Below are 12,616 nucleotides of genomic sequence, written 5' to 3' on the forward strand. Positions count from 1 at the left end.
GGGTGCCCTCCGGGTGGTCTATTCGGCGGCCGTATCGAGGCCGATGCCGCGCGCCATGCCCGTCGCCGCGAACACCATGACGACGAGCAGCACCGTCTGCCAGCCGCCGATGCGTGCATATTTCGGCGCACCGGTCAGATCCGGCACGTCGCCTCGGCGTACGGCGAGGCGCCAGCGTAGCAGCGCCATCATCGGCGCGATCTCGAGCAGGAGGATCAGCACGAGCGCGCCCATCTTCACGTGAAAGAGCGGTTCATGGAGGTAGTACGCGGCGCCCTTCTCGAAGCCGCCGAACGCGCGCATGGCGCCGGTGACGATCAGCACGACGGCCGAGCCACCCCAGCCGTTGTCGGCGCTGAAGATCGCGGGCAGGTCTTCGGTGGAGGTGCAACGGCGCAGTCCGCGCGTGCGCCGCAGGATAGAGGCGAGCGCGAAGCCGAAGGCCAGCAGGTGAATGGCGGCGAGCAACCAGCGTATGAGCATTGCGACTCCTTCGAGTGGACGACAGGAACGGCAAGCAACAAAAAATGCGGGCGTAAGTCCGGGCCCGGCGTCATGCGGCCGCGCTATGTCAGGTACGTCAGGCTTGCTTCAACGCCGAGTCGAGGGCACGCGAGGCCGCGCGATCGGCTTCGGAGGCGAGCGACACGCGAAACACGGTCTGACGGTTGTGACCCGCGGCAGCCGGCGAATCCCAGAGCAATTCGATCTTCGGCCGGCGCGCGGGCTTGCCCGCCGACTTCGACGATGACGACGGCGACGCCTGGCGCGGCGCATCGTGCGCGCCGGGTTCCCGCGTAGCCGCGGCTTCGGGAGTCTCCGCACTGGCAACCGGCTCGGCAACGCCTGCCGTGGCGGCGGGTTCGTCAGCCTGGGCGCGCTCGGGTGCAGGCAAGCGCGCAGGCACCGCCATGACCACCCCGCCCTGCGGCGCCCCTGAAAGCCAGCGCACCGACAGTTCGCGCGCGTCGTACTGCCCGACCTTGCGGCTCTCCTGCCAGACGACCGTCGTGCGCGTGGCCGAATCGATCGACACGGCGAAGCGCCCGATCGCGAAACGCCGCCCCGCGAAGTTGCTGCGCCAAAGCGCGCGCGGCCGGCAGATCCAGACCACGGCGGCATAGAGCGCGGGGGCGGCCACGAGCCAGCCGTTGGTATCGGCCACGGCGTGGAAGGTGCGCCGCCAGCCGGCGGTCCAGACAAACATGCCGATCGAGCCGATTGCAAACAAAAAACCGAGCACGCCGAAAAAGCGCAGCGCCTGGCGCAGCCACTGCGGCAGCGGGTGAAACGGCCGCTCGACGCGCGCCTTGGCGCCAGGCAGCACGATCAGCAGAAACAGAAAGACGAGATTCAGGCTCGCCGCCGGCGACGACGCCATGCCTTCGAGCGCCGCGAGGAAATTCATCTGCGCCATGGAGTGCAGCCAGCGCGCGAGTATCACGAGCCCGATCGCGCGCAGCGCGAAAAGCGTCCCGGCACCGGGTACGGTCGCCGTGGGCGTCGGTCGGGTTCTGGCCAAGGGTCTTCTCCTCTGTCGACCAGCGTTCGCGCTTCAGCGCGTTACTCTGGTCCCATGCAAAGCACGCTTTTGTGGGCGCCGCGGATTTACGGCACGGCCATTATAGGGACATTAAGCGTGCGCCTCACTTGCCGGCGCCGCGAATGTGACAACGCCCCGGTGCACAGGCACCGGGGCGTTGGGGAAAAGCGGAAAACCGGGCGTGCAGCAGCGCTGCCCGGTTTCAGTGCGCAGCTTAGCCGGCGTTGACTTCGCGCAGCACGGTGCGATGCTTTTGACGCAGCAGTTCTTCGTAGACGGCCACGTAGTTGCGCGCCATCACCTTCGACGAGAAGCGCGATTCGAACGCGGCGCGCACCTTCTCGCGCGACAGCGTCGGCAGACGCTTGACCGCCGCGACTGCGCTGATTTCGTCTTCGACGACAAAGCCCGACACGCCATTCTCGATGACTTCCGGCACCGAGCCGCGCTTGAACGCGATCACCGGCGTACCGCAGGCCATGGCTTCGATCATGACGAGGCCGAAGGGCTCCGGCCAGTCGATCGGGAACACCAGTGCATGCGCATTGCCGAGGAACTCGCGCTTTTCGTGCTCGCCGATTTCCCCGATGTACTCGACGTGCGGCAGCGCCATCAGCGGCTTGATGACTTCTTCGTAGTAGGCGCGGTCGGCCTTATCGATCTTGGCGGCGACCTTGAGCTTCATGCCCGCCTGCCCGGCGATGCGGATCGCGCGGTCAAGGCCCTTCTCCGGCGAAACGCGGCCGAGGAATGCAAGATAGCCGGGCTCGACGTTCGGAATCGGCGTGAGCACGTCTTCCGGCAGGCCGTGGTAGACGGTCTGCTGCCAGTTGGCTTGCTGCAGCGGAATGCGCTGGTTGTCCGAGATCGAAACGACCGGCACGTCGTTGAACGCGTTGAACACCGGCTGCAGTTCCGGCAGATCGAGACGGCCGTGCATGGTCGTGACGAACGGCACCGGCTGGCGCGCGAACAGCGAGAACGGGTAGTAGTCGATGTGGAAGTGCAGCACGTCGAATTCGTCCGCCCGGCGGCGAACTTCTTCGAGCAGCAGCATGTGCGGAGCCATCACGTCGCGGATCGTCGGGTCGAGGCGCAGTGCCTGCGGCCAAAACGCTTCGAGCTTTGCCGAGGTGATCGAATCGCCGCTGGCGAACAGCGTGACATCGTGGCCCTGTTCGACCAGCGCTTCGGTCAGGTAGGAGACCACCCGTTCCGTGCCGCCGTACAGCTTGGGAGGAACCGCCTCGTGCAACGGAGCGATTTGAGCGATTCGCATAGTGGTGAACTCCTTCCTCGTAATAAATCGGGCAATAGACTGCAAATTTGACAATCGACCTATGCAGGCTGCGGCTTCCTTGTCGCCACGCGCCTTACAGGCGTTCCGTACCGCTAACCGCGCCGGAAATCCGGACACAGAGCCGACGCAGTTGTGAAGCGGCAAGAGAGCGCACACGCGGCGGTTCAGGCGGTAAACGCGCAGGGTTCGCGGCCGTTGACATAGAAGCTGTCAAATTCCCTACGCCGTCCGAGTCGGCATTATCCCGGTCCAGGGTAAATACCGGCTAGATCATTTCAAAGTCTTTACGTTGTTACAAACCGGAAACACTCCGCAACCCATTGTTTTCCAAGAGAGTTCTAGATTGGGTGCTGCGCTGCGGAATACAACTGCGGGCGATTGTCGCGGCACGGCGCGCATCCATCGATGCCGCACCTCGTGCGGGTCTGGTTCGCCGCCGGCTAACGGCGTGGGCGAGCAAGCACAGCGCTTTTCCGAATGCAATCCGTAATTCTATCTCTAAAACACCGATCTCTAAAACGGTCCGCGATTCCTGTTGAACCTCCGCTGCAACAACGTGTCCCCAATCTGTATCCCGCGCTATCGTGTCGCGATATGATGCGCGTCCGCCGGGCACAGGCGGTGCGCGACGCGCATGGGGTGTTTACAATGCGGTAAGTCCGCCTTCGTTGCCGCGCGCCCAAAGCCGTTCGTCGCCTCAGCGCCAGCTATCTTCCTTTGAACTTGCACGGACGAAATTCCGTCAGACCGACCACCCGATCAATTGGAACATCTGACCACCGCCCAGCGTAATGCCCACAACGCAAAGCTCGCGAGCTATGCGCGGCATCCGCTCGCGTTCCTTTTCCGCTACATCAAGCGCCATCCGTTCGCCCACGCCGTCGTGCTCGCCAGCGTGTTCGCGGCTGTGGGCTGCGCGCTTGCGTCGCAGTACGCCATCAAGCATCTGATCGACGTGCTCGGAGCCGGACGCCATCATCCGGGCCCGCTGTGGACCGCATTCGCCATCCTCGTCGGCCTGATCGCCGCCGACAACCTGCTCTGGCGGGTCGGCGGCTGGTTCGCCGCGCACACCTTCGTCACCGTGACGGGCGACCTGCGGCGTGATCTCTTCCAGTACCTGAGCGGCCACTCGCCCACCTACTACGCCGAAAAGCAGCCCGGCACGCTCGCCAGCCGCATCACCGCGACGTCGAACGCCGTCTACACGGCCGAGAACACCACCGCGTGGAATGTGCTGCCGCCCTGTATTGCCGTGGCCGGCGCGATCGTCATGATCATCGCCGTCAATCCGCTCATGGCAGCGGGCCTGCTCATCTGCTCGGCGATCCTTTCGGTGATCCTCTTCAAGCTGGCCGGGCGCGGCTCGTCGCGCCACCACACCTTCGCCTCCAAGGCGGCCGCCGTGGACGGCGAGCTCGTCGACGTGATCGGCAACATGGCGCTCGTGCGCGCCTTCGGCATGACGTTCCGCGAGCAAAAGCGCTTCGGCTCGACCGTCAAGGCCGAACTCGACGCGCGCCGCTCGAGCCTGCTCTACCTCGAAAAGCTGCGTCTGCTGCACGCCGTGATCACGGCCATGCTGTCCGCCGGCCTGCTCGGCTGGGCGCTGTGGCTGTGGGATCAGGGCAAGGCGACGTCGGGCGACATCGTGCTGGTCAGCTCGCTCGGCTTCACGATCCTGCACGGCACGCGCGACCTCGCCGTCGCGCTCGTGGACGTCACCCAACACGTGGCGCGCCTTGCCGAAGCCGTGCAAACCCTGCTGGAGCCGCACGGCATGCCCGACCGCGACGACGCCAAGGAACTCATCGCCCAGGGCGGCCGCGTCGACTTCGAGGGCGTGACCTTCGCCTATCCGCACCGCAAGCCGATTCTCGATCATTTCGACCTGCACATCGAGGCCGGTCAGCGCGTGGGCCTGATCGGCAAGTCGGGAGCGGGCAAGACAACGGTGCTCGCGCTGCTGCAGCACTTCTACGAGACCCAGGGCGGCGCCATCAAGATCGACGGCCAGGACATCGCGCACGTCACCCAGGACAGCCTGCGCCATGCCATCGCGCTCGTGCCGCAGGACATTTCGCTCTTGCACCGTTCGATCTACGAGAACATCGCCTACGGCCGCCCCGAGGCAAGCCGCGAGGAAGTCATCGCGGCGGCCCGCGAGGCGCGCTGCGCCGAATTCATCGAGGCGATGCCCGAGGGATACGACACGATCGTGGGCGACCGCGGCGTGAAGCTGTCGGGCGGCCAGCGCCAGCGCATCGCCATCGCGCGCGCCATTCTCAAGAATTCGCCGATCCTGTTGCTCGACGAAGCCACCTCGGCGCTCGACAGCGCGTCCGAAGAGGCCATTCAGCAGGCGCTCGACCGGCTCATGGTCGGCCGCACCGTGATCGCGATCGCCCACCGCCTCTCCACGCTCAACAACTTCGACCGCATCATCGTGATGAGCGCGGGCAAGGTGATCGACGACGGCAGCCCCGAAGAGCTGCGCAACCGTCCGGGCCTCTACCGCGACCTCCTGGCCAAGCAGTACGGCAAGCACTCCACGCTGCATCTGGGCAGCAAGAAGACCGACGAAAAGCACGTGGCCTGACCACCCGCGCAGGCGGGGGCGCCGCCCGCTTCGCCGCTATCGTGCGTCGCCAAACGCAAAAAAGCCGCTTCAGGGCATCGCCTGAAGCGGCTTTTTTTCGCTCCCGCCAAGGCGGGCGAGGCTTGTGTGCTCAGCCCCGCGCGGGCTCGAGCGGCGGCAAGCCGACGCCTTGCCGCACGCGGACCTGGCCGAGATCGCGCATGAAGCGGTCGCGCCAGACCGAGACGTTGTTCTCGCGCAACTGGGCCATCATGTCCTGATAGCGCGCGAGCCGCTCGGCGAGCGGCATGGCGAGCGCGGCATTGAGCGCATCGGCCATGCCGTCGATATCGAGCGGATTGACGATCAGCGCGCCCGACAGCTCCTGCGCCGCGCCCGCAAAGCGCGAGAGCACGAGCACGCCCGGATCTTCGGGGTCCTGCGCCGAGACATATTCCTTGGCGACGAGATTCATGCCGTCGCGCAGCGGCGTGACGTAGCCGACATTCGACGCCCGGAACAGCGCGGCCAGCACCGCCCGTTCGTACTGGCGATGGATGTACCAGATCGGCGTCCAGTCGAGTTCCGCGTATCGGCCGTTGATGCGCCCGGACTCGGCCTCGAGGCGCAGGCGGATGTCCTGATAGGCGTGCAGGTCGGCGCGCGTAGGCGGCGCGATCTGCACGAACGAGACCTTGTTGCGCTGCGCCGGCGCGTGGTCGAGCAGGCGTTCGAAGGCGCGAAAGCGCTCCACGAGCCCCTTCGAATAGTCGAGCCGGTCCACGCTCATGATGACCTTGCGCCCGTGCAGCGTCGCCTTGAGCGTGCGCACCGGCTTGCCTCGCTCGCCGGCCTTGGCGAGCTCCGCGATCTCGTCGGGATAGACGCCGATCGGGTAATCGCCCGCGCAGAGCGTCTGCCCGAACGCCTCGATACGCGTGAGACCGTCCGCCTGCGGCGCGGTCGTGCCCCCCGCCTCGTTCACGATGTAGTCGCAAAACGCGCGCAGATCGGGCTTGGTCTGGAAGCCGAGCAGGTCGAACGCGCAGAGCGCCTGCACCAGCTCGCGATGTGGCGGCACGGCCAGCAGCACCTGCGAGGCCGGAAACGGAATGTGCAGGAAGAAGCCGATGCGGTTCTTCACGCCCGCCGCGCGCAGCGCCTGGGCGAACGGAATCAGGTGGTAGTCGTGGACCCAGATCACGTCGTCTTCGCGCAGAAGCGGCACGAGCTGTTGCGCGAGCCACGCGTTCACGCGGCTATAGCCCTCGTACTCGTGGCGGTCGTACTGGACGAGATCGGCGCGGTAGTGGAACGCGGGCCAGAGCGTCGCGTTAGAGAAACCACGGTAGTACTGGTCGTAGTCGCGCCGCAACAGGCCGATGGTGGCGAAGGTCACGGGTCCGCGCTCTTCGAGCGCGATCTGCGGCTGGCCGGAGGTGAGCACGTCGCCGCTCCAGCCGAACCACATGCCGCCGGTTTCCTTGAGCGCGTCGTACACGCCCACCGCGAGGCCGCCCGCGGCCGGACCGCCTTCGGAAATCGGCGCGACGCGGTTCGATACGATGATCAATCGGCTCATGAGGGGCGGGGTCCGTGCAGAAAATCCGGAAAGCTTGGCGTGCGCGAGGCAGCGCCTCGCGTCATGCTATCTACGTGGGGGATCAAACGAGACATGCGCGCGGTCACCGGGCGCCCGGCATGGCCGCGACGAGCGATGCGAGCCAGCCGATCAGCGCGTCGACCGAATCGATACGCGTGTGCGCGATGGTATCGCCGCCGCCGACCTTGATCGACAGCCCGCCGAGCGCATTGACGACGTCAAAGCCTTTCTCGTCGGTCAGATCGTCGCCGGCGAACACCGGGCGGCGGCCCGCGAAAGGCGGCTCGTCGAGGAACGCGCGCAGCGCGCGGCCCTTGTCGACGTCCTTCGGCTTGATTTCGTAGACCATCTTGCCGGGCTGCAGCACGTAGGCATCGGCGTAATCGGCGGCGAGGCGCTCGGTCGCTGTGCGCGCGGTGCCCTCGTGTTCCGGGGCGTTGCGGTAGTGCAGCGCGAGCGACGCGCCCTTGATCTCGAGCAGCATGCCCGGATGCATGCGCACCACCTCGGCGAGCACCTGCTCCATGTGCAGCAGACGCTGATCGTTAAAGCCGACACGCTGCGTGTCGCCGTTGGCGTCGCGCCGCTCGGCGCCGTGCAGGCCCGCCACGGGCAGATCGGGCATGCCGAGGAAACCGTCGATGCTCTCGATGCCACGCCCCGAGACGATCGCCACGGCGCCGTGCGTCGCGCGGCGCAACTCGCGCAGCAGCGCGAGCATGTCGGGGCGGACGAGCACGCCGTCGGGCGTAGGCGCGAGGTCGACGAGCGTGCCGTCGAAATCGAAGAAAAATGCCGTCTGGTCAGGCGGCAGGACTGCCGGAAGTGCTTGCATTGCGTTCTTTTCACCCATCGGCCAGCTGGCCGGGTATGGCCCCGGGCTGCGCCCAGGGAAAGTGTGCGAATCTTACCGCGCCTTGGATCGATTATCGAGAAAGTAAGGGGCTGACCGGCCGCGCAGGCTTGGCCGGAGCCGAATCGGTCCGGCTGCGGTCCGGTGTGTCGAAACCTGAACTGCGCCGCCAGAACGACGATTCAGCCCATATGAACCGATGCGGCATATCGACGCGAGCGATCCGCACGACCGGGGCACTCGCGACCGGGCGGACCCAATTTTGCTACAGTCGCAGCGACAAGCCGGCCCAGTGGTCTGATCGAGCGCGCGGCCAACGTAATCCAATCGAGTCGACGAGATTGCCTTTGTTCCCCACCTTCGAGCCCCCGCAGCGCACATTCCGAGCCCGGCTCTGCGGCGCGGCGCGCAGCCTGCGGCACGCGGCGCTCGCGGCGGGCGCCATGCTGCTCGTGGCATGTTCACACCCGGGCGAGCCGTGGCAGCTCACGAACGTAAGCGGCCACCTGCCCGATCTCGACTTCGCGCTCACGGCCGACAACGGCCAGCCCGTGACGGGTACGAATTTTCGCGGACGCGCGACGCTCGTCTACTTCGGCTATACGCATTGCCCGGACGTCTGCCCGGAGACAATGGCGCGTCTGATGCAGGTTATAGCGATGCTCGGCCCCGACGCACAGAAAGTGCGGATACTCTTCATCAGCGTCGATCCGGCGCGCGATACGCCGCAGGCCTTGCACGCCTACGTCGGCGCATTCGATGCCCAGCATGCACGCGGCCTGACCGGCACCGACAGCGAGATCGAGTCGCTCGCGCGGCGCTATCGCGTGGCCTACCAGATGGAAAAGCGCGACCCCGACGGCAGCTACGAAGTCACCCACAGTTCGGCTGTCTATGTATTCGACGCGCAGGGCCACGCGCGCCTGCTCGCCACCGACAGCGACACACCGGACGCGATCGCACACGACCTGCGCCGCGTCATCGACGACCCGGCGTGAACCCATGCCACCTCGCGGGTCGAATCATCGAGTCTTAAAAGAGCACCAACCGCAACAGGAAACCTCATGACGAAGAACCTCAAGTCACTCACCGTCTCGCTCGGCTGCGCGCTGAGCACCTTCGGTGCGCTCGCCGCTTTCGCGCCCGCCGCAAACGCCGCCGCCGGCGCGCTGAGCACGCAGGACGCGTGGGTGCGCTGGCTCCCCAACGACCTGCCAGCCGCGGGCTATGTGACGCTCAAGAACGATGGCGACCAGCCGGTCGATCTCGTGGGCGTATCGAGCGACGCTTACGGCATGGTCATGCTGCATCAGACGGTCTCGAATGGCTCGACGCAAAAGATGATCATGGTGCACAAGGCGACGGTGCCTGCGCACGGCACGCTGGCGATCGCACCGGGCGGCTACCACCTGATGCTGGAGAAGGCAAAGCACAAGATCGCACCGGGCGACACGGTGAACGTGAAGCTGCAGTTCTCGGACGGCGAAACGCTCGACACGCCGTTCGCAGTCAAATCGCCCTCGGGCCAGTGAGGCCGCAGCAAAACAAACGCGCGCGTCCGATATGGTTGCGCGCGCAAGCATGTTGACTCCGCGATGAGGCCGCCGCCATGCTCGCGATGACCCTGCTCTACTGGCTCCAGCCCTGGGAGCCCTCGCCGACCGTGATGATCTGCACCCTGCTCGCGGCGGTGGTGTTCGTTCGCGGCAAACGGCACGCGCGGGTGTCGCTCGCGCGCCAGCTCTCCTTCTGGTTCGGGCTCGGCGCGCTCTACGTCGTGCTGCATACGCGGCTCGACTACTACTTCGAGCACGAGTTCTTCATGCATCGCGCGCAGCACCTCGTGCTGCATCATCTGGGGCCGTTCTTCATCGCGCTCGCCTACCCGGGCGCGGCGCTGCGCGCGGGCATTCCGTTCAAGTGGCGCCAGCGCTTCGTGCGCCCGGTGCTCGCCGCGCGGCCCGTGCGCGTCGCACTCGACATCGTCATGCATCCCGTCGTCGCGGTCGGACTCTTCGTCGGGCTCATCTACTTCTGGCTCTTTTCGCCGATCCACTTTATCGCCATGCTCGACTGGCGCCTCTACCGCGTCATGAACTGGAGCATGGTGATCGACGGGCTGCTGTTCTGGTGGCTCGTGCTCGACTCGCGCCCCGCGCCGCCCGCGCGCCTCTCGCCGGGCAAGCGCGTGCTCGTCGTGATCGCGGCGATCCCGCCGCAAATCGTGCTCGGCGCGTTTATCTTCTTCACGCCGCGCGAGCTTTATCCGGTCTATTCGATCTGCGGGCGCGCATTCACCTGGCTTTCGCCCATGCGCGACCAGCAGATCGGCGGCCTGCTGCTGTGGATTCCGGGGTCGATGATGAGCGTGGTCGGCGCACTGATCGCGCTGCGCCACTGGATGCGGCTATCCGCGCGCGGACGTTTGGCGCAGAATCGGCGCAGCGCGCGACCCACATCGAATCAGGCCGAGCGCATCCACACGTGAGGAATGCCGTCCTCGTCGTGAATCTCGCCAACCGGTGAAAAGCCGAACGCGCCGTAGAACTTCTGCAGATGCGCCTGGGCATGCAGACGCATCGCGACGTCCGGCCATTGGCGCGCGATCTGCGCGATGGCGCGTTCGAGCAGCGCGTTGCCGAGCTTGATGCCGCGATGGTTCTGCGACGTCACCACGCGGCCGATACGCACGTCGGCGTCCTCTGCGTCAGGCAGCAGCACGCGCAGATAACCCGCAAGCGCTCGCTCGCCGCCCTCTTCGCTCCACGCGAACAGATGCCACGCGCCGAAATCGAGGCCGTCGATATCGCCGTACACACAGTGCTGCTCGACGACGAACGCGTCGGAGCGCAGCTTGAGCATGGCATAGACTTCACGCGCGTCGAGCGCGTCGAAGGCTTTCCATTGCCAGTCGAATTGGGGCAGCGGCAAGGCGGTGGACTGCACGGTCATGGTCTGTGATTTCCCTCGAAACATCGTGAACGACCACGATTATGCCGCGCGGTGCGTGCGCCACAAACCCGCCGCTCCAACAGCGCTCACTTCTTCTTGCGCGGCTGCTCGTATTTGCGCCAGTACTGGAACGGGTCTTCATGCAGATCGATGTCGAGATCGACGATGCGCGCCTGCATGCTCTCCTGCGCGTCGGCAATGGCCTTGTTGTAGACGGCCGGCGCGATCTCTTCGAGAAAGAAGCCCAACAGCGCGCCCGCCGCGATGTTGCCGATCGGCTCTTCCATGTTCGCGTCGAAATAGCGCTGGATGGAAGCGATCGCTTCGCTGCGCGCGTCTTCGGGGAGTTCGATGGACATGTCGGGAAACCGCAGAGGATGGGTTCCGGCTATTTTGCGCCACATGCGTGAACGCGCAGCAAAAAACAAAAGCCACCCGAAGGTGGCTTTTGTTTTGCATCTGGAGGCGCGAGCCGGAGTCGAACCGGCCTACACGGCTTTGCAGGCCGCTGCATAACCGCTTTGCTATCGCGCCAGAAGCGGACTGACTGGAACGCGGCGAACATCAGGCAAACTGCGTGCGCCCACAACGACCAGACAGATTTGTTTTTTTCGGCTTGATACTGATCGAAGCCTGCCAAACAAAAAGGGAAGCACTGCTTCCCCTTGGCATTTGGAGCGGGAGACGAGTCTCGAACTCGCGACCTCAACCTTGGCAAGGTTGCGCTCTACCAACTGAGCTACTCCCGCAAATGTCCTGCTTTACTGCATTTTTCCTGCTTCAGCGCTTCGTTTTCCCTACTGCAAAAACGCCGCACCTTAAATTCTGGAGCGGGAGACGAGTCTCGAACTCGCGACCTCAACCTTGGCAAGGTTGCGCTCTACCAACTGAGCTACTCCCGCATATTCGCTTCCGATATATGCTCAACTTCCGCTTATCTTCTGCTATCTCCACCGCATCTGCTTGCTTGCTACTGCGTCGTGCAGCGGAGAAGTGAGATTATGTATAACCCGCAGAATCGTGTCAACCCCTTCGTGTGATCTTTTTGGAAAAAGACGCATGGGGTTCACAACACTCTGCTCACAGGCTTCCCCGTTCGCGGATCTGCGGCCATGCGAGCTTCATGTAGTAGAGCATCGACCAGATCGTGAGGAACGCCGCCACATAGATGAGCCACGCGCCCCACACGCGCGAGTCGAACAGCGTCACGCCGCCAAGCGTGAGCGGCGCGTAGAACAGCAACATGGGAATCGCGACCATCTGGCACGCGGTCTTGAACTTGCCGAGCGAGTTCACGGCCACGCTCTTCGACGCGCCAATCTGCGCCATCCATTCACGCAGCGCCGAAATCGCGATTTCGCGTCCGACGATCACGAGCGCGATCACGGCATCGAGCCGCTGCAGATGCACGAGCACGAGCAGCGCCGCGGTCACCATCAGCTTGTCCGCGACGGGATCGAGGAAGGCGCCGAACGAGGACGTCTGATTCCACTTGCGCGCGAGAAAACCGTCGAACCAGTCAGTGAGCGCCGCGAGCACGAAGAGCAGCATCGCCAGCACGTTCTGCTGCATCGGGGAAAGCATGGTCTGCGGCAGATAGAACACGCCGACCACGAGCGGAATCGCCAGGATCCGCAGCCAGGTCAGGAGAATCGGAATATTGAACGGCATCGGCTGGCGCTATCTGTCGGGGGAGATGCAATTATGGGAGATGCAATTGTGCCGCGTCGCCGCACCTGCCACAAGCAACCGTAAGGATTGGCCGGGGCGAACCCGGCCAACGGGGC

General features: G+C 65.0%; 12 protein-coding genes and 3 tRNA genes. 4 read left to right on the forward strand and 11 right to left on the reverse strand.

The window, feature by feature from the left end; translation table 11 throughout:
• Window positions 1–18: 18 nt before the first annotated feature.
• The 3 genes from FAZ97_RS09600 to FAZ97_RS09610 form a co-directional block, all read right to left on the reverse strand.
• Complete coding sequence (locus FAZ97_RS09600; protein ID WP_158758237.1) at window positions 19–483, reverse strand: DUF2214 family protein; 465 nt, start codon at window positions 481–483, stop codon at window positions 19–21.
• A gap of 97 nt (window positions 484–580) precedes the next feature.
• Window positions 581–1,522, reverse strand: coding sequence for a hypothetical protein (locus FAZ97_RS09605; protein ID WP_158758238.1), 942 nt, complete (start codon window positions 1,520–1,522; stop codon window positions 581–583).
• 235 nt (window positions 1,523–1,757) lie between these two features.
• Complete coding sequence (locus FAZ97_RS09610; protein ID WP_158758239.1) at window positions 1,758–2,822, reverse strand: glycosyltransferase family 4 protein; 1,065 nt, start codon at window positions 2,820–2,822, stop codon at window positions 1,758–1,760.
• A 784-nt stretch (window positions 2,823–3,606) separates the two neighbouring features.
• Between FAZ97_RS09610 and FAZ97_RS09615 the strand changes: the two genes are divergently transcribed.
• On the forward strand, window positions 3,607–5,442 hold the full coding sequence (locus tag FAZ97_RS09615; protein WP_158758240.1) for an ABC transporter ATP-binding protein: 1,836 nt from the start codon (window positions 3,607–3,609) through the stop codon (window positions 5,440–5,442).
• 130 nt (window positions 5,443–5,572) lie between these two features.
• Here FAZ97_RS09615 and otsA read toward each other — a convergent pair whose 3' ends face one another.
• Window positions 5,573–7,003, reverse strand: coding sequence for an alpha,alpha-trehalose-phosphate synthase (UDP-forming) (gene otsA, locus FAZ97_RS09620; protein ID WP_158758241.1), 1,431 nt, complete (start codon window positions 7,001–7,003; stop codon window positions 5,573–5,575).
• Between the two features lie 103 nt (window positions 7,004–7,106).
• Window positions 7,107–7,859, reverse strand: a complete 753-nt coding sequence (otsB, locus tag FAZ97_RS09625; RefSeq protein ID WP_158758242.1) for a trehalose-phosphatase — start codon at window positions 7,857–7,859, stop codon at window positions 7,107–7,109.
• 461 nt (window positions 7,860–8,320) lie between these two features.
• On the opposite strand from otsB, the gene FAZ97_RS09630 reads away from it, so the two are divergent.
• From FAZ97_RS09630 to FAZ97_RS09640, 3 genes are all read left to right on the forward strand, one after another.
• Window positions 8,321–8,875, forward strand: a complete 555-nt coding sequence (locus FAZ97_RS09630) for an SCO family protein (protein ID WP_158759118.1) — start codon at window positions 8,321–8,323, stop codon at window positions 8,873–8,875.
• Window positions 8,876–8,941: 66 nt separating this feature from the next.
• Window positions 8,942–9,409 carry a copper chaperone PCu(A)C gene (locus tag FAZ97_RS09635; protein ID WP_158758243.1) on the forward strand — a complete coding sequence of 156 codons (468 nt, stop codon included), beginning with the start codon at window positions 8,942–8,944 and terminating at the stop codon, window positions 9,407–9,409.
• 86 nt (window positions 9,410–9,495) lie between these two features.
• Window positions 9,496–10,365 (forward strand): cytochrome c oxidase assembly protein, encoded by an 870-nt coding sequence (locus tag FAZ97_RS09640; RefSeq protein WP_158759119.1) that lies wholly within the window; start codon window positions 9,496–9,498, stop codon window positions 10,363–10,365.
• Here FAZ97_RS09640 and FAZ97_RS09645 read toward each other — a convergent pair.
• The 6 genes from FAZ97_RS09645 to pgsA form a co-directional block, all read right to left on the reverse strand.
• Window positions 10,341–10,829 (reverse strand): GNAT family N-acetyltransferase, encoded by a 489-nt coding sequence (locus FAZ97_RS09645; protein WP_158758244.1) that lies wholly within the window; start codon window positions 10,827–10,829, stop codon window positions 10,341–10,343. The genes FAZ97_RS09640 and FAZ97_RS09645 overlap by 25 nt on opposite strands.
• Before the next feature lie 86 nt (window positions 10,830–10,915).
• Window positions 10,916–11,188, reverse strand: coding sequence for a DUF2164 domain-containing protein (locus FAZ97_RS09650; RefSeq protein ID WP_158758245.1), 273 nt, complete (start codon window positions 11,186–11,188; stop codon window positions 10,916–10,918).
• A 101-nt stretch (window positions 11,189–11,289) separates the two neighbouring features.
• Window positions 11,290–11,363, reverse strand: a tRNA-Cys gene (locus FAZ97_RS09655).
• A 139-nt stretch (window positions 11,364–11,502) separates the two neighbouring features.
• Window positions 11,503–11,578 (reverse strand) — tRNA-Gly (locus FAZ97_RS09660).
• A 77-nt stretch (window positions 11,579–11,655) separates the two neighbouring features.
• Window positions 11,656–11,731, reverse strand: a tRNA-Gly gene (locus tag FAZ97_RS09665).
• Window positions 11,732–11,909: 178 nt separating this feature from the next.
• A complete protein-coding gene (pgsA, locus tag FAZ97_RS09670) occupies window positions 11,910–12,500 on the reverse strand; it encodes a CDP-diacylglycerol--glycerol-3-phosphate 3-phosphatidyltransferase (protein ID WP_042261239.1) in 591 nt (196 codons plus the stop codon).
• Between the last annotated feature and the right edge of the window lie 116 nt (window positions 12,501–12,616).

The organism is Paraburkholderia acidiphila (genome assembly GCF_009789655.1).
GTDB lineage: Bacteria > Pseudomonadota > Gammaproteobacteria > Burkholderiales > Burkholderiaceae > Paraburkholderia > Paraburkholderia acidiphila.